The organism is Tardiphaga sp. 862_B3_N4_1 (assembly GCF_051811085.1).
GTDB lineage: Bacteria > Pseudomonadota > Alphaproteobacteria > Rhizobiales > Xanthobacteraceae > Tardiphaga > Tardiphaga robiniae.
In genome coordinates, this window is sequence record NZ_JBPWQB010000001.1 from 3,257,685 (window position 1) to 3,273,136 (window position 15,452).

The 15,452-nt window shown below is 62.7% G+C and carries 17 protein-coding genes; 11 read left to right on the top strand and 6 right to left on the bottom strand.

The genetic code is table 11. The annotated features are described in order from the left end of the window. Nucleotides 1-57 precede the first annotated feature (57 nt). The 7 genes from purB to AB8B02_RS15660 all read left to right on the top strand — a co-directional run bounded on the left by purB (nt 58) and on the right by AB8B02_RS15660 (nt 6,593). On the top strand, nt 58-1,368 hold the full coding sequence (gene purB, locus AB8B02_RS15630) for an adenylosuccinate lyase (RefSeq protein ID WP_439064365.1): 1,311 nt from the start codon (nt 58-60) through the stop codon (nt 1,366-1,368). Nucleotides 1,369-1,450: 82 nt separating this feature from the next. After that, complete coding sequence (locus AB8B02_RS15635) at nt 1,451-2,005, top strand: MOSC domain-containing protein (RefSeq protein WP_439064366.1); 555 nt, start codon at nt 1,451-1,453, stop codon at nt 2,003-2,005. A gap of 312 nt (nt 2,006-2,317) precedes the next feature. Continuing rightward, on the top strand, nt 2,318-3,109 hold the full coding sequence (gene murI / locus AB8B02_RS15640; RefSeq protein ID WP_439064367.1) for a glutamate racemase: 792 nt from the start codon (nt 2,318-2,320) through the stop codon (nt 3,107-3,109). Nucleotides 3,110-3,191: 82 nt separating this feature from the next. Next, a complete protein-coding gene (locus AB8B02_RS15645) occupies nt 3,192-3,599 on the top strand; it encodes a cupin domain-containing protein (RefSeq protein ID WP_439064368.1) in 408 nt (135 codons plus the stop codon). A gap of 17 nt (nt 3,600-3,616) precedes the next feature. Beyond that, on the top strand, nt 3,617-4,387 hold the full coding sequence (locus AB8B02_RS15650) for an HpcH/HpaI aldolase family protein (protein ID WP_439064657.1): 771 nt from the start codon (nt 3,617-3,619) through the stop codon (nt 4,385-4,387). Between the two features lie 298 nt (nt 4,388-4,685). Next, nucleotides 4,686-5,303 carry a 30S ribosomal protein S4 gene (gene rpsD / locus AB8B02_RS15655; protein WP_089265666.1) on the top strand — a complete coding sequence of 206 codons (618 nt, stop codon included), beginning with the start codon at nt 4,686-4,688 and terminating at the stop codon, nt 5,301-5,303. Nucleotides 5,304-5,525: 222 nt separating this feature from the next. Then, nucleotides 5,526-6,593 (top strand): threonine aldolase family protein, encoded by a 1,068-nt coding sequence (locus AB8B02_RS15660; RefSeq protein ID WP_439064369.1) that lies wholly within the window; start codon nt 5,526-5,528, stop codon nt 6,591-6,593. Between the two features lie 157 nt (nt 6,594-6,750). On the opposite strand, the gene AB8B02_RS15665 is transcribed toward AB8B02_RS15660, so the two are convergent. Genes AB8B02_RS15665 through grxD form a run of 4 tightly spaced genes read right to left on the bottom strand, consistent with a single transcriptional unit; the run spans nt 6,751 to nt 10,234 of the window. Beyond that, a complete protein-coding gene (locus tag AB8B02_RS15665) occupies nt 6,751-8,031 on the bottom strand; it encodes a serine hydrolase domain-containing protein (protein ID WP_439064370.1) in 1,281 nt (426 codons plus the stop codon). Further along, entirely contained in the window at nt 8,012-9,310 is a 1,299-nt protein-coding gene (locus tag AB8B02_RS15670) for a serine hydrolase domain-containing protein (RefSeq protein ID WP_439064371.1), read from the bottom strand. The genes AB8B02_RS15665 and AB8B02_RS15670 overlap by 20 nt, the downstream gene beginning before the upstream one ends. Nucleotides 9,311-9,356: 46 nt before the next feature. Next, complete coding sequence (locus AB8B02_RS15675) at nt 9,357-9,857, bottom strand: O-acetyl-ADP-ribose deacetylase (RefSeq protein WP_439064372.1); 501 nt, start codon at nt 9,855-9,857, stop codon at nt 9,357-9,359. 41 nt (nt 9,858-9,898) lie between these two features. Next, nucleotides 9,899-10,234 (bottom strand): Grx4 family monothiol glutaredoxin, encoded by a 336-nt coding sequence (grxD, locus tag AB8B02_RS15680; RefSeq protein WP_068736311.1) that lies wholly within the window; start codon nt 10,232-10,234, stop codon nt 9,899-9,901. Between the two features lie 359 nt (nt 10,235-10,593). Here grxD and egtB point away from each other — a divergent pair, with 359 nt between their 5' ends. Together egtB and egtD are read left to right on the top strand one after the other, a co-directional pair. Beyond that, the gene (egtB, locus tag AB8B02_RS15685) at nt 10,594-11,829 is read left to right on the top strand and encodes an ergothioneine biosynthesis protein EgtB (protein ID WP_439064658.1); all 1,236 of its coding nucleotides are present in this window, start codon (nt 10,594-10,596) and stop codon (nt 11,827-11,829) included. A 43-nt stretch (nt 11,830-11,872) separates the two neighbouring features. Beyond that, the gene (gene egtD, locus AB8B02_RS15690; protein ID WP_439064373.1) at nt 11,873-12,838 is read left to right on the top strand and encodes an L-histidine N(alpha)-methyltransferase; all 966 of its coding nucleotides are present in this window, start codon (nt 11,873-11,875) and stop codon (nt 12,836-12,838) included. 113 nt (nt 12,839-12,951) lie between these two features. Here the strand turns inward: egtD and AB8B02_RS15695 are convergent, their stop codons facing one another. Next, complete coding sequence (locus AB8B02_RS15695) at nt 12,952-13,311, bottom strand: endonuclease domain-containing protein (RefSeq protein WP_093756474.1); 360 nt, start codon at nt 13,309-13,311, stop codon at nt 12,952-12,954. A gap of 64 nt (nt 13,312-13,375) precedes the next feature. Next, complete coding sequence (locus AB8B02_RS15700; RefSeq protein ID WP_068735968.1) at nt 13,376-13,612, bottom strand: BolA family protein; 237 nt, start codon at nt 13,610-13,612, stop codon at nt 13,376-13,378. A 181-nt stretch (nt 13,613-13,793) separates the two neighbouring features. Between AB8B02_RS15700 and AB8B02_RS15705 the strand changes: the two genes are divergently transcribed. Beyond that, on the top strand, nt 13,794-14,156 hold the full coding sequence (locus tag AB8B02_RS15705; protein WP_089265668.1) for a DUF427 domain-containing protein: 363 nt from the start codon (nt 13,794-13,796) through the stop codon (nt 14,154-14,156). Between the two features lie 109 nt (nt 14,157-14,265). After that, complete coding sequence (locus AB8B02_RS15710) at nt 14,266-15,438, top strand: acyltransferase family protein (protein ID WP_439064374.1); 1,173 nt, start codon at nt 14,266-14,268, stop codon at nt 15,436-15,438. Nucleotides 15,439-15,452: the final 14 nt, after the last annotated feature.

Below are 15,452 nucleotides of genomic sequence, written 5' to 3' on the forward strand. Positions count from 1 at the left end.
CCTCCCCCGCCCCGATCTGCTAAAGCGCGGCGTAACCCCCAACAGTCAGAGACGTCGATGATCCCTCGCTATACCCGTCCGGAAATGGCCTCCATCTGGGAGCCGCAGACCCGCTTCAAGATCTGGTTCGAGATCGAGGCGCATGCCGCCGATGCGCTGGCGGAACTGGGCACCATTCCGAAGGATGCGGCGAAGACGATCTGGGCCAAGGCCAAGGACGCGACCTTCAATGTGGAGCGCATCGACGAGATCGAGCGCGAGACCAAGCATGACGTCATCGCCTTCCTGACCCATCTCGCCGAAATCGTCGGCCCCGAGGCGCGCTTCGTGCATCAGGGCATGACGTCATCGGATGTGCTCGACACCTGCCTCAACGTGCAGCTCACGCGCTGCGCCGATATCCTGATCGCCGATATCGACCGTCTGCTCGCCGCGCTGAAGACCCGCGCCTTCGAGCACAAGATGACGCCGACCATCGGCCGCTCGCATGGCATCCATGCCGAGCCGGTCACCTTCGGTCTCAAGCTCGCTTATGCCTATGCCGAATTCACCCGCAACCGCGTGCGCCTCGTCGCCGCGCGCAAGGAAGTCGCCACCTGCGCCATCTCCGGCGCCGTCGGCACCTTCGCGCAGATCGATCCGCGCGTCGAAGAACATGTCGCGAAAGCAATGGGCCTCGTGCCGGAGCCGATCTCGACCCAGGTGATCCCGCGCGATCGCCACGCGATGTTCTTCGCCACGCTGGGCGTCATCGCCTCGTCGATGGAGCGCCTTGCGGTTGAAATCCGCCACATGCAGCGCACCGAAGTGCTGGAAGCCGAGGAGTTTTTCTCCGAGGGCCAGAAGGGCTCGTCGGCGATGCCGCACAAGCGCAACCCGGTGCTGACCGAGAACATCACCGGCCTCGCCCGCATGGTGCGCGCCTATGTGACGCCGGCGCTGGAAAACGTGGTGCTGTGGCACGAGCGCGATATCTCGCACTCCTCCGCCGAGCGCATGTTCGGCCCCGACGCCACGGTGACGCTCGACTTCGCGCTCAACCGCATGGCCGGCGTGATCGAGAAGTTGCTGGTCTATCCCGCCAACATGCAGAAGAATCTCGACCGTCTCGGCGGCCTCGTGCATTCGCAGCGCGTGCTGATCGCGCTCACGCAGAAGGGCGCGTCGCGCGAGGACAGCTACAAGCTCGTGCAGCGCAACGCCATGCCGGTCTGGCGCGGCGAAGGCGACTTCCAGACGCTGCTGAAGAACGATCCGGAGGTGAAAAAATATCTCACCGACGACGAGATTTCCGAGAAGTTCGACCTCGGCTATCACCTCAAGCACGTGGACACGATCTTCAAGCGCGTGTTCGGTACCTCATCCTGAGGAGCGACGTCTTCGTCGCGTCTCGAAGGATGAGCGCCACACGCCATGGTTCGAGACGGCGCCGAAGCGGCGCCTCCTCACCATGAGGACGGAGTCCACTGGCTACATCGTCGCCGTATGCCTGCGGCGCGGTCATCACTTCAGCAAGACGCCCAGCCTGAGCATTCGCCTGCTCGCGGGTCTCGGCGTCGAAGGCGACGGCCATATGGGCGCATTGGTGAAGCACCGCTACGACCGCCGCCGCGATCCCGCCAGGCCGAACCTGCGCCAGGTGCATCTGATCCCGTCCGAGCTGTTCGAGGAATTGCGCGCCAAGGGTTTCACGATCCAGCCCGGCGATCTCGGCGAGAATGTCACCACGTCGGGGATCGACCTCGCAGCGCTGCCGACCGGCACGCGGCTACATCTCGGCGCGAGTGCCGTGATCGAACTCACCGGGCTGCGCGAGCCCTGTGTACTGATGGATCGCTTTCAGCAGGGATTGAAGGCCGCGACGCAGGATCGCGATGCGGATGGCAATGTCATCTGCAAGGCCGGTGTGATGGCGGTTGTCGTTGCCGACGGCGAAGTAGCAGCGGGCGATGCGATTGAGACTGTATTGCCGGAAGGTGGGCAACGGCCATTAGAGCCGGTGTAGCCAACCGCGAGCGCGGTAAGCTCCCTCTCCCCGCATCTTGCGCGGGGAGAGGGGTGGGGTGAGGGGCATGGCATTGGCCTCTCCCACGCGGTTCGTTCGCGGCTCGAAGATTCCGCTTCGAAAGAGAACGATGTGGGGCTGGCCGCGTGCCATGCCCCTCACCCGCCGCGAAGTCGCGGCGACCTCTCCCCGCGCAGAGCGGGGAGAGGTTAAGAAGGAGCCCAGCCCTTCCCGAAAAAGCCCGAATGCCCCTGTCTTGATTGCCAGACCCGCAGCAACTCCGCAGTAACCATCCTCCCCTAGGCTCTCATGATGCCGACGCGTCCCACCATCCTTGTGTTCGACTCCGGTCTCGGCGGCCTCACCGTCCAGCGCGAGATCGCCAAGGCGCGCCCGGATGCCCGCTATGTCTATGTGGCCGATGACGCGTTCTTTCCCTACGGCCAGCACACCGAAGACGCGCTGATCGGCCGCGTGGTGCCCCTGATGGGCGAGCTGATCGACGCGCACCGGCCGGATCTCGTGGTCATCGCCTGCAACACGGCCTCGACGCTGGTGCTCAGCCATCTGCGCGCCGCCTATGCCGTGCCCTTTGTCGGCACCGTGCCGGCGATCAAGCCGGCCTGCGCGCGCTCGGTCAGCAAGCGCGTCTCCGTGCTCGGCACGTCAGGTACCGTGAAGCGCGAATATACCCAGACGCTGATCCGCGAATTCGGCGGCGGCTGCATCGTCACGCTGGTCGGCTCCGCCGAACTCGCCGCACTGGCGGAAGGCGCACTCGGCGGCCAGGGCATCGACGACGCCGATCTGTTTCGCGAGATCGCGCCCTGCTTCGTGCAGGACGCCGCCGGTGCCCGCACCGACACGATCGTGCTCGCCTGTACGCATTACCCGCTGTTGCTCGACCACCTCAATCGCATCGCGCCGTGGCCGGTGGCATGGATCGATCCGGCCCCGGCAATCGCACGGCGCGTGGTCGGCCTGATCGGCGATCATCAGCCCGGCGTGCCGCCCGGCGATGCCGTGCTGCTCTACACCTCCGGCAAGCGCCACGCCTGGCCGGAAGCACTGGCGCCGTTCTTCGGCGGACAGGTCGCGGCCTAGCGACGACATCTCGACTTTCCCTTGCGCGCTGCTAGCCTTGCGGCGCGCCGTTCCGAAAAGAGAACGGCAAAGGGAGACCAGCATGCTCGATACGAATTTTCTGAAGAATGGCCTTCTCAAGACACTGCTTGTTGGCGCGGCGATCACGGCCTGCGCCGGCGCTGCCAGTGCACAAGGCATCAAGCGCACGCCGCTGCAGGACGTCAAATATCCTGCCGGCCATCGCATCGTGACGGTCGTGGCTGAGCTCGGCCCGAACCAGCTCGCCGGCCGCCATACCCATCCGGGTGTCGATACCGGTTACGTCCTCGATGGCGACGCGACGCTGATCGTCGAGGGCCAGCCCGACAAACTGCTGAAGGTCGGCGATTCCTATGCCGTCCCTGCCGGGATTCCGCATGACGTGAAGACCGGCGACAAGGGCCTGAAGATCATGGCAGTCTATGTCGTGGAAGACGGCAAGCCGGTGGCGACGCCCGCGCCGAAATAACAGGATCCCATGTGACGATGACGACCCCCGCGCCATTTCACGACCTCAAGCAGAAATGGCGCGAGGGCCGCCCTACTTTCGGGGCCATTGCTACCATCCCGTCGATCCAGACCGTGCGCATCATGGCGCAGACGCTGGACTGGATCATCGTCGATCTCGAACACGGCCCGATCGATCTCAACACGGCGCATGGCATGATCATGGCCACCGCGGGCACGCCCTGCACGCCATTGGTGCGGATCGCCGCCAACGAACCGTGGCTGGCGAAAGCGCCGATGGATTTCGGCGCGATGGGCATCAACTTCCCGATAATCAACAGCGCCGACGATGCCTACAAGGCCGCGCGCAGCCTGCGCTACCCGACCCAGGGCGAGCGGCTGTGGGGACCGTTCCATGCGCCGTTCCGCTGGAACACCGGCATGCCCGACTATATGGCGCGTGCCGACGACAGCATGATCTGCATGATCACCATCGAGCATATTGATGCGGTGAACCGGATCGGCGAGATCATGGCCACACCGGGCATCGACATCGCGGTGATCGGCATCGGCGACCTCGCGACATCGATCGGCAAACGCGGCCAGCCGGGCGATCCCGAGGTGCAGGCGCTGGTCGCCAGGGCCGAAGCGGGAATCCTCAAGTCAGGCGTGCCGCTGGGCGGCGCGGCGCTGAACGCGGAGATGGGCAACGCCATGATCGACCGGGGCTATGTGGCTCTGGCGCTGGGATTCGACTGGTCACTGTTCCAGCGCGGAATCGCCGCCGGATTCGAAGGTATCAGGCGGTAAAACTGCCATTTCGAGGTCGATTTTGCGCCAAAACCGGCCGGATTGGCGCTATAAGCCCGCCAAACGGCAAAAAGCCTGTCTTTCAATTGACATAACCGGGCTCTGCCCCTAGAAACCGCCTTGCTCGCGGGCCGTTTTCGGCCCGCGAAGCGTTTCGCACCCGTGGTTCTCCGCCCAGCTTTGGGAATGAACCTGTCGGTGCCGAGATTTTCCAGACCTCTGTTTTCAGACCATGGACTGATCCCGGTACACAGGAGGGCGCGTCTCCTCACATTGACCATTGAACATCGAGGACGCGATGACAAAGCGTAGTGAAGCTAAATACAAAATCGATCGCCGTATGGGCCAGAACATTTGGGGTCGTCCCAAGTCTCCGGTCAACAAGCGTGAATACGGCCCCGGCCAGCACGGCCAGCGCCGCAAGGGCAAGCTCTCCGACTTCGGCACGCAGCTGCGCGCCAAGCAGAAGCTGAAGGGCTATTACGCCAACATCTCCGAGCGCCAGTTCCACTCCATCTATGTGGAAGCCGGCCGTCTCAAGGGCGACACCGGTGAAAACCTGATCGGCCTGCTCGAGCGCCGCCTCGACACCGTCGTGTATCGCGCCAAGTTCGTCGCCACCATGTTTGCGGCCCGTCAGTTCATCAACCACGGCCACATCAAGGTGAACGGCAAGCGCGTCAACATCGCGAGCTATCTCGTGAAGGTCGGCGACGTCATCGAGATCAAGGAATCCTCCAAGCAGCTCGCTTTTGTTCTGGAAGCCAGCCAGCTCGGCGAACGCGACACCCCGGATTACGTCGAAACCGACCACAGCAAGATGACCGCCAAGTTCATCCGCATTCCGCAGCTGTCGGACGTTCCTTTCGCCGTGCAGATGGAACCACATCTGATCGTCGAATTCTACTCGCGCTAATTTCTGACAGCGCAGACGACATGAAGGCCCCGGATTTTCCGGGGCCTTTTTTGTTTGGCGCACCTGAATGAGCATCGCCGAAACAAGAATGCCGTCATGGCCGGGCTTGTCCCGGCCATCCACGCCTTTAAGCTCTGCCAAAAATACGACGTGGATGCCCGGGACGTCTAGCGAAGCCGCGCTTCGCGCGTTTGCCCGGGCATGACGACTGAGAGATTTCGCATGCCCTTCACCCCTGCTCGCCCCGACCCATCACAGCCGCCGGTTCGCATCAATCTGCTGTCGGACACACAGACGAAGCCCACGCCCGCGATGCGCGCGGCGATGGCTGCGGCAGATGTCGGCGATGAGCAGGTCGGCGACGATCCCACCGTCAACGCGCTCTGCGACCGCGTCGCCGAACTGCTCGGCAAGGAAGCCGCCGTGTTCATGCCATCGGGTACCATGTGCAATGTCGCCGGCCTGCTGGCGCATTGCCGGCCCGGCGACGAGATCCTCGCGCATCGCACCGCGCATATCCTCTCGCGCGAGGGCGGCACCCATGCCGCGCTTGGCGGCTTCCAGATTACCGGGCTCGACGGCGCCGATGGCAAGTTCACGCCAGATACGCTGCGCGCCGCATTGCATCCGCGCACGCGCTACGAGGCAGCGCAAACCCTGGTCAGCGTCGAACAGACTGCCAATATCGGGGGCGGCACCATCTGGTCGAAATCCGATCTCGAAGCGATCGTAACCATCGCGCGTGACCGCGGCCTTGCCACGCATATGGATGGCGCGCGACTGATGAATGCCTGCGTCGCCACCGGTATCGGTGCGAGCAGGATGTCCGATGGCTGGGACTCGGTGTGGATCGATTTCAGTAAGGGGCTCGGCGCGCCGATCGGAGCCGTGCTCGCCGGCACGCGCGACTACATTGATGCAGTGTGGCGCTGGAAGCAGGGATTGGGCGGCTCGATGCGCCAGGCCGGCATCGTTGCCGCCGCCTGCATCCACGCGCTGGACCATCACGTCGAGCGCCTCGCCGACGATCACGCCAATGCGCACGCGCTGGCGCGCGGACTGGCCCAGATCGACGGGATCGCCGTGCAGCAGCCGGAGACCAATCTCGTCTTCTTCGATCCCGCGGGCGCAGGCATCAGCGGTGCTGCTATGGTGAAAGTCTTGCGCGCAAAAGGCGTGCTGCTCGCCACCATGGACGGCCGCATCCGCGCCTGCACGCATCTGGATGTCAGTGCGGACATGATCGAGGAGACGCTGGGATTGATCAGGGACGTGGTGCGCGGGATTTAACCTCTCCCCGCTCGCGGGGAGAGGTCGGGTTGCGAGCGAAGCGAGCAATCCGGGTGAGGGGGAGCCAGCGAGTAAAACACTGGCTCCCCCTCACCCGTCGCGGACTACGTCCGCGCCACCCTCTCCCCGCAAGCGGGGCGAGGGAGCTACAGTGTTCTTATTCCAGCGCCTCGGCGATGATCTTCCGCACATCAACCTCCATCCGCACCCGCTGCGACGGCGATTGCGTCATCACCAGCACGAACATGTCGTTCTTCGGATCGACCCAGAAGAACGTGCCGCCGACACCGTCCCAGCGATATTCGCCGATTGGGCCGGGCTCGCTCGCGAGCTCTTTCGTCCGCACGGCGAATCCAAGGCCGAAGCCGCTGCCGGCGCCCGGGAAATAATAGTAATCGCGCTTCACGCCGCTATCAGGCCCGACGTGATCGCGCGTCATCTCGGCCACTGTTTCCGGTTTGAGATAGCGCTTGCCGTCAAGCATGCCGCCGTTGAGCAGCATCTGCAGGAAGCGCGCGTAATCCGCCGCCGTACCGACCAGACCGGAGCCCCCCGCCTCCCATTGCATGACCTCGGCGGGATCGTGCATGCCGACCACCGGCCCGACCATGCGGTCTCCCGGGAACGGCTCGGCCACGCGCGAGCGCCGTTCGCCATCGGTGATGTAGAACGAGGTGTCCCGCATCCCCAATGGACCGAACAGCCGTTCCTCCAGGAAATGATAGAGCGACTGGCCGGATACGACTTCGATGACGCGGCCGAGAATGTCGGTGGAATGGCCGTAGTCCCACAGCGTGCCGGGCTGCTCGGCGAGCGGAAGCTGCGCGATGCGATCGGCCCAGGACGCGTTGTCCCAGTCGCGGCCGAAGATATCGAGCTGCGCATAACGTTTCCGCGCGGGATCGTCGCCATAGAAACCGTAAGTGATGCCCGATGTGTGCGTGAGCAAATCGGCGATGGTGATCGGCCGCTGCAGTGGCACGAGGCCGAATGTGGCGTGTTCGTCGCCACCTTTGACGTCGACGCCCACCTTCGTCTTCGCGAAAGCGGGGATGTATTTCGCAACGGGATCGTCGAGGCGCAGTTTTCCGTCCTCGACGAGCATCATCGCGGCTACCGAGGTGATCGGCTTCGACATCGAATACAGCCGGAAGATCGCATCCCTGGTCATCGGATGCCCGCTGTCGAGATTGCCGAACGTATCGAAATAGACCGGCTTGCCGTGCTGTTGCACCAGCACCACCGCGCCGGGAATCTTCCGCTCCGCGACCATGTCGAGAAAGTAGCGATCGAGCGCCAGCAGCTTTTCGGCAGAAAAATCGCGCGCAATGGATTGGGGTTTTTCGGCCCGGGCCGGCGGCGAAGACACGATAACGGTGCCGACGCAGCAAAGCGTCAGCAGCAGGAGTACGGCGCGCCTATTTCTCCAGCGCTTCATAGACCAACAGCTTCAAAGACCTTTGAATGCGCTGTCGCTCCGACGGCGTCTGCTCGAGCAGGATGAAGAAGAAATCCTGTTTGGGATCGATGATGAAATAGCAACCGCTGGCGCCGTCCCATTTCAACTCGCCGAGCGATCCCGGCGGCGGCGGCTTGGCATTGCCGGGATCGGTGCGCACGGCGAAGCCATAACCGAACCCGAAACCGTCACCGGGGAAATACAGATAGTCACGACCGACGCCGGAATCCTTGCCGATATGATCGGTGGTCATGTCCTTGAACGTCGCCGCGCTCATGTAGCGCTTGCCGTCATATTCGCCGCCGTTCAGCAGCATCTGCGCGAACTTCGTGTAATCAGCCAGCGTCGAGACCATGCCGCCGCTGCCGGATTCCCATTTCTGATAGGTGTCAGGGCGCCCCTGTCGTCCGGTGCGGAAATCGCGGTCCCAGGCCATCGGCTTGGCGAGCATGACCTCCTTCGACTTCTCCTTCACGAAGAAGCCGGTGTCCTTCATCCCCAGCGGTCCGAGGAACGCCTGCTCCTCGTAACCGAGCAGCGACTTGCCGGTGACGACTTCGATCACACGGCCGAGAATGTCGGTGGAGTGGCCGTAGTCCCACATGGTGCCGGGCTGGTGTTCGAGCGGCAGCTGCGCGATGCGGTCGGCGAATTCCTTGTTGTCGAAATCGCCGCTGTAGATATCCGCATTGCCATAGGCGCGGCGGACCAGGCTCTCGCCGTAAAAGCCATAGGTGATGCCGGACGTGTGCAGCAGGAGATCGCGGATCGTCACCGGGCGATTGGGCGGCACGATGTCCAGCGCCTTCTCGCCGTTCTCCAGCTTCTTATCGACGCCGACCTTGGCTTTGGCGAAAGACGGAATGTATTGCGAGACGGGATCGTCGAGCTTCAGCTTGCCCTGATCGATCAGCATCATCGCAGCAAACGACGTGATCGGCTTCGACATGGAATGCAGCCGGAAGATCGTATCATCCGTCATCGGCTGCTTGGTATCGGGATCGCGGACGCCGAAGAATTCCTTGTAGACCGGCTTGCCATGCTGCTGGATCAAGACGATGGCGCCGGGAATCTTGCCGTCGGCGATTTGCTTGCGGAAGAACTCGCCGATCTTGGCGAGTTTCTCCTGCGAGAATTTTGCGCCGGCGGGAATGTCGAAGGTGCCTTCGGCGGCAAAGCGATCCTGGGCGATAGCGGGCGATCCGGCGAGCAACAGCGCTCCGCAGAGCAGCGCGCGTAGTCTGTGCCGCATAGTCATCGCCGCTCCTTTTGCCTGATCAGAGGAGTGTAACGGTGGGGCGCTCTCAGACAAGGGGAAGCGCGCTTGCGAGCGCGAGGCGATGCAGGTCCGCAGATGGCTCGGAAAAGCAGCAGAAGGTGACGGCCGTGACTACCGGCACATCCTTCAACGCCTCGATGACTGAGCCGACCGCAATGGGAGCGGCACGCGCCGCGGGAAAACCATAGACACCGGTGGAGATGGCTGGAAACGCAACGGAGGTCAGGCCATGCGCCTGACACAACATCAGTGCCCGCCGGTAGCAGGACGCCAGCGCCTCATCCTCGCCGGCCTCGCCACCATGCCAGACGGGACCGACCGCATGGATCACATGCGGGGCCGGTAATTTATAACCTTTGGTGATTTTGGCGTCGCCGGTCTCGCAACCCTTGAGGGTGCGGCATTCAGCGAGCAAGTCGGGGCCGGCCGCCCGATGAATGGCGCCGTCCACGCCGCCGCCTCCGAGAAGCGACGCATTGGCCGCGTTGACAATGGCGTCAACGCGGAGAGTCGTGATGTCGGCCACGACGACGTCGAGCGTCGCCGTGCCGATTTGTCGACTTGAAATCAGGCCGAAGCCGGGGCGGCAATCACGCCCTTCTCGGCCAGCAGGCTCTGCAACTCACCAGCCTGGAACATCTCACGGATGATGTCGCAGCCGCCGACGAATTCGCCCTTCACATAGAGCTGCGGAATGGTCGGCCAGTTCGAATACGTCTTAATGCCGTCGCGCAGATCGGCGGATTCGAGAACGTTGAGGCCCTTGTAGCCGACACCCACGTGATCGAGGATCTGGACCACCTGGCCCGAGAAACCGCACTGCGGAAACTGCGGCGTGCCCTTCATGAACAGCACCACGTCGTTGGTCTTCACTTCGTTCTCGATGAATTGCTCAATGCTCATGTCACGTCCCTGTTCAAGGTCCAGATTCAAGGTCTGGAGTTGGCGGCCCAGCCATCGGGCGCTCGCCCGGTCAGACTTGTCATATATGTAGCCGAATCCGTTCCGCACCCCAAGTCTTATGGACGTGATCAAGAGCCTGAAATCACAGGCATTGGGGCTTATTGCCGGCCCGCCACAGTCACTTTTCCGCAGTTTTTGCCAAGTCCGGTCCGGCCAAAGATCATATGACGACAGGCCTTTTATAACCAATCGGATGACCTATTTAGGACAGGCTGCTCGGGAACCCATCACCAAGAGCAACGTTCTCTCCAAAATCGGAGACTTTCGTGACGAATCCAGCTTTCGCCAAGAGTTCAGGCATGAGTTCAGGCACCGCGTCCCCCGCCTCCGAATCCGCCCCCGCAGGCGCACTGGCCCAAAGACTGGGCGACGCCTTCCTGACGGTCCGCAACGAAACCGAACGCCGCGCCGCCCCGCTCTCCCCGGAAGACCAGTTGGTGCAGTCGATGCCCGACGCCAGCCCGGCGAAGTGGCACCGCGCCCATGTGACCTGGTTCTGGGAGCAATTCCTGCTCGGCGATCACGCCCCCGGCTACAAGGTCTACCACCCCGACTACGCCTATCTGTTCAATTCCTATTATGTCTCCGCTGGTCCCCGCCACGCCCGCGCGCAGCGCGGCCATCTCACCCGGCCCGGCGCCGACGAAGTCACCGCCTATCGCAAACACGTCGATGCGGCCGTCATCAAATTCTTCAACGAGACGTCGGACGACAAGCTGACCTCGCTGATCCCCCTCCTCGAAGTCGGCTTCAATCACGAGCAGCAGCATCAGGAGCTGATGCTCACCGACATCCTGCATGCCTTCGCACAGAACCCGATCCCGCCGGCCTACGATGCCAACTGGCGCTTCCCGACCTCAACCACATCGGGCGAAGCATGGACCACGCTCACCGAGGGCATCCACACCATCGGCCATCAGAGCGAGAGCTTCCATTTCGACAACGAGAAGCCCGCGCATCGCGCGCTTGTCGGCCCGGTGAAGCTCGCACGCAATCTCGTCACCAACCGCGAATGGCTCGCTTTCATGGAAGCCGGCGGTTACGAGGAAGCGACGCTGTGGCTGATGGATGGCTTTGCCGCCGCCGCCCGCGAGGAATGGCAGGCGCCCGGCCACTGGCGCAAGGTCAATGGCGAATGGCAGATCATGACCCTCGCCGGGCTGAAGCCGATCGATCTCGACGCGCCGGTGTGCCACGTCAGCTATTACGAATGTGACGCCTTTGCGCGCTGGAGCGGCAAGCATCTGCCCACCGAAATGGAATGGGAAGTCGCCGCGCGCGCCGGTCAGCTCAATGATGCCTTCGGCATCGTCTGGCAATGGACACGGTCATCCTACTCGGCCTATCCGGGCTACCGCGCCATCGAAGGCGCGCTCGGCGAATACAACGGCAAGTTCATGATCAATCAGCTGGTGCTGCGCGGCTCGTCGCTGGCAACACCGGACGATCACAGCCGCGTCACCTACCGCAATTTCTTCTATCCCCATCATCGCTGGCAATTCACGGGCCTGCGGCTGGCCGATTACGGCAACTGACTTCCTGACATCACGGCGCTTCGAAAGCGTTGAGGAGACTGACATGAACGTTCATGCCCCGTTGGCACTGTCGCTGCTGAATGCCTCGGCCTCCGCATTTGCCGCGGATGTCGCCGAAGCGCTGTCGCAGCATCCGAAAAAGCTGTCGCCGAAATACTTCTATGACGAAGCCGGCTCGGAGCTGTTCGAACAGATCACCAAACTGCCGGAATATTACCCGACCCGCACCGAGCTCGGCATCCTCCGCTCGCGTGGCAAGGACATCAACGCGATCATTCCGAAGAATGCCGCTTTGATCGAATTCGGCGCCGGCGCCACCACCAAGGTTCGGCTGCTGCTGGATGAATGCGACGTCGGCGCCTATGCGCCGGTCGATATCTCAGGCGACTTCCTGCAGGCGCAGGCAGCCGAGCTGCGCAAGGATTTCCCGGGCCTGAAGGTGCTGCCGGTGAATGCCGACTTCACCGCACCGTTCGACCTTCCCGCCGATATCCGGATGATGCCGAAGGTCGGCTTCTTCCCGGGCTCGACCCTCGGCAATTTCGAGCCGCACGAGGCCTGCGGCTTTCTGCGCTCGGCCCGCGCCATTCTCGGCAAGGACGCCTTGATGCTGATCGGCATCGATCTGGAGAAAGACGAGAAGTTGCTGCACGCGGCCTATAACGACGCGGCCGGCGTCACCGGCAAGTTCAACATGAATGTGCTGGTCCGCATCAACCGCGAACTCGGCGGCGATTTCGATCTCTCCGCCTTCACCCATCGCGCGATCTACAATAAGGAACGCCACCGCATCGAGATGCACCTGATCGCCAGGAAGCCGCAGACCGTGCATGTGCTCGGTCGCAGCTTCGCATTCCGTGCTGGCGAGAGCATCCACACCGAGAGCAGCTACAAATACAGCATCGAGCGTTTTGCGACGCTGGCCCGCGGTTCGGGCTGGGAGCCGAAGGCGTCATGGACCGACGCGGACAAGCATTTCTCGGTGCATGCGCTGATGGCGGTGGAGTAGCCTTCTTAACCTCTCCCCGTCCTTTACGGGGAGAGGTCGGATCGCCCTTGCGATCCGGGTGAGGGGCCGGGCACACAATTCCAACGAAGGCATATTCTCGGGTCGGGTCGGCTCTAATCCGCTGTTTGGCCATCTGCACGTAACGCCTGGTCGAGCAGCATCAGCACGCCGTCGATATTGGACAAGACGTCGTTATTCCAGAAACGCACCACGCCATAGCCTTCCGCCCGCAGATACGTGTCGCGAATTTCATCTCGTTTGGATTCTAGGTGTTGGCCGCCGTCGACCTCGATCACGAGGCGCTGTTCCCGACAAACGAAGTCGCAGATATAGGGGCCTATCGCTTCCTGCCGGGCAAATTTAAAACCGCCGACTTGCCGGTTGCGTATGCGATGCCAGAGCTTGGTCTCGGCATCGGTCTGGTTAGCGCGAAGTTTTCGCGAGATCTGAGTGCTACGAACACGACCTCGCATCGCCCCTCACCCGTCTTCGCTGCGCGAAGCCACCCTCTCCCCGCAAGAGCGGGGCGAGGGAAAACTACGCCTCCGGCACGCCCGTCTGCAGCGCCAGCGCGTGCAGGACGCCGCCCATCTGGCCTTTCAGCGACTGATAGACGATCTGGTGCTGGGCGACGCGGGATTTGCCGCGGAAGGATTCCGAAATCACGGTTGCCGCGTAATGGTCGCCGTCACCGGCCAGATCACGGATCGTCACCTGCGCGTCGGGAATCGCGGCCTTGATCATGGTCTCGATATCGCGGGCGTCCATCGGCATTAATCGGGTCTCCAGAAAGGTTCGAATCGCGGCCAGTCGGTGCCGCCTCGGATTGCGAGCCTATCGCGGCGGCCGCATGACGTCACGGCTTTCTAACGATAATCCCTCGCATGCCCCTTTTAAAGGCCGGAGGGATCGCACATCTGAAGAAGTGAAATATGACCGTCACAAGGGTTTAACCATGAAGCTTCCCGGCCCGGACCACCCGATCACCATTGCGCCCGCCGGCAAACACATCCGTGTTTCTGCCGGGGACGTCGTGATCGCCGACACGACCAACGCCCTGAGCCTCAAGGAGGCCAGCTACCCCGCAGTGCTGTATATCCCCCGCGCGGACGCCAATATGGACGCGGTAGCGCGCACCGACCGTGTGACGCATTGCCCGTACAAGGGCGACGCGAATTATTACAGCATCAAGACCGGCGAGAAGGTTCTCGACAACGCGATCTGGACCTATGAGACGCCGTTTCCGGCGATGGCCGAGATCAAGGATTATCTGGCATTTTATCCAGACAAGGTGAAAATCGAGGAAGTGCCTGCGTGATCCTCGGCTGATTGCCGAAGCGGCTTTCGACATTTATCATGACGGCGCGCATCACTGATGCGCCCGGCGACGCCTGTTGCGCGCGGAAGCGAGGGGGCTCGCCGTTCACATGTCAGACCGTAACGCTGCGCTGGATCGCGCCCGCACCTTCGTCACGCTGCTCGTGCTGGCGAACCACGCCGCAGTCGCTTACACCGCCTTCGGGCGCTATTACCCGAACCACTATCTGTGGTCGACCGCGCCGATCGTCGACAGCCAACGCTGGATCGGCTTCAATATTCTGACGCTGTTCAACGACACCTTCTTCATGTGTCTGATGTTCATGCTGTCGGGCCTGTTCGTGTGGCCGAGCCTGAAGCGCAAGGGCATCGCCGACTTCCTGCGCGACCGCGCGCTGCGCCTCGGCCTGCCCTTCCTGGCGATGATCTTCGTGCTGATGCCAATCGCCTATTACGCGTCGTTCAGCCTGTCGACGCACAAGACCGGCTTTGTCGAATTCTACGTCAACAATTTCAAACAAGGCCAATGGTTCGCCGGCCCCGGCTGGTTCATCTGGTATCTGTTGTTTCTTGATCTCGTCGCGATCCCGGTTTTCCTGCTCGCGCCGCGACTGGTGGACGGCATCAACCGGCTGTCGATCCGTGCCTTCGAACGACCGTGGTTGTTCGCCGCCGTGCTCGCCGTCATCGCGGTGATCTCCTATGTCCCATTCCTGTTTACGGTCGGCGCTGTCCGCTGGTTCAGCTGGGGCCCGCTGCAGGTGCAGTTCAGCCGCATGGCGATCTATGGCGTGTTCTTCTTCGCCGGCATGGGCATTGGCGCCGCCAATATCGACCAGGGCCTGCTGGCCCGCACCGGCGCGCTGGCACGGCAATGGCTGTGGTGGACCATCGCCGCCGCCGCCTCCTTTGGCTCGCTCGCTTTTCTCGTCAATTTTCGCCGCATGAAGCTCGCCAATCTCACCGGCGCGCCGCCTTTCTGGTGGCAGTCGAGCTACGGCGTGATCTACGCGGTCGCCTGCACGCTGATCTGCCTCGCGGTGCTGGCGCTGTTCCTGCGCTTCGGCCAACGCGAGAAGAGCATCTTCGATCCGCTGCGCGGCGATGCCTATGGCATCTTCGTGCTGCACTACATCCCGATGCTGTGGCTGCAATATGCGCTGCTGAACGCTCCGCTTGGCGCCGGATCGAAAGCACTGATCGCCTTCGCGGGTACGCTGGCGGCGAGCTGGGCAGCGACAAGGGCGCTGCGGGCGATCCCAGGCGTGAAGCGGGTGCTGTAGCTTCATCACACCGT

What these genes read in the sequence shown, in the direction of transcription:
- grxD (WP_068736311.1), bottom strand. Translation starts at nt 10,234, where the DNA reads ATGAGCATTGAGCAATTCATCGAGAACGAAGTGAAGACCAACGACGTG.
- AB8B02_RS15710 (WP_439064374.1), top strand. Translation starts at nt 14,266, where the DNA reads ATGTCAGACCGTAACGCTGCGCTGGATCGCGCCCGCACCTTCGTCACG.
- AB8B02_RS15700 (WP_068735968.1), bottom strand. Translation starts at nt 13,612, where the DNA reads ATGCCGATGGACGCCCGCGATATCGAGACCATGATCAAGGCCGCGATT.
- AB8B02_RS15705 (WP_089265668.1), top strand. Translation starts at nt 13,794, where the DNA reads ATGAAGCTTCCCGGCCCGGACCACCCGATCACCATTGCGCCCGCCGGC.
- AB8B02_RS15650 (WP_439064657.1), top strand. Translation starts at nt 3,617, where the DNA reads ATGACGACCCCCGCGCCATTTCACGACCTCAAGCAGAAATGGCGCGAG.
- AB8B02_RS15695 (WP_093756474.1), bottom strand. Translation starts at nt 13,311, where the DNA reads ATGCGAGGTCGTGTTCGTAGCACTCAGATCTCGCGAAAACTTCGCGCT.
- AB8B02_RS15645 (WP_439064368.1), top strand. Translation starts at nt 3,192, where the DNA reads ATGCTCGATACGAATTTTCTGAAGAATGGCCTTCTCAAGACACTGCTT.
- purB (WP_439064365.1), top strand. Translation starts at nt 58, where the DNA reads ATGATCCCTCGCTATACCCGTCCGGAAATGGCCTCCATCTGGGAGCCG.
- egtD (WP_439064373.1), top strand. Translation starts at nt 11,873, where the DNA reads ATGAACGTTCATGCCCCGTTGGCACTGTCGCTGCTGAATGCCTCGGCC.
- AB8B02_RS15665 (WP_439064370.1), bottom strand. Translation starts at nt 8,031, where the DNA reads ATGAAGCGCTGGAGAAATAGGCGCGCCGTACTCCTGCTGCTGACGCTT.
- murI (WP_439064367.1), top strand. Translation starts at nt 2,318, where the DNA reads ATGCCGACGCGTCCCACCATCCTTGTGTTCGACTCCGGTCTCGGCGGC.
- AB8B02_RS15635 (WP_439064366.1), top strand. Translation starts at nt 1,451, where the DNA reads ATGAGGACGGAGTCCACTGGCTACATCGTCGCCGTATGCCTGCGGCGC.
- AB8B02_RS15660 (WP_439064369.1), top strand. Translation starts at nt 5,526, where the DNA reads ATGCCCTTCACCCCTGCTCGCCCCGACCCATCACAGCCGCCGGTTCGC.
- rpsD (WP_089265666.1), top strand. Translation starts at nt 4,686, where the DNA reads ATGACAAAGCGTAGTGAAGCTAAATACAAAATCGATCGCCGTATGGGC.
- AB8B02_RS15670 (WP_439064371.1), bottom strand. Translation starts at nt 9,310, where the DNA reads ATGACTATGCGGCACAGACTACGCGCGCTGCTCTGCGGAGCGCTGTTG.
- egtB (WP_439064658.1), top strand. Translation starts at nt 10,594, where the DNA reads ATGAGTTCAGGCACCGCGTCCCCCGCCTCCGAATCCGCCCCCGCAGGC.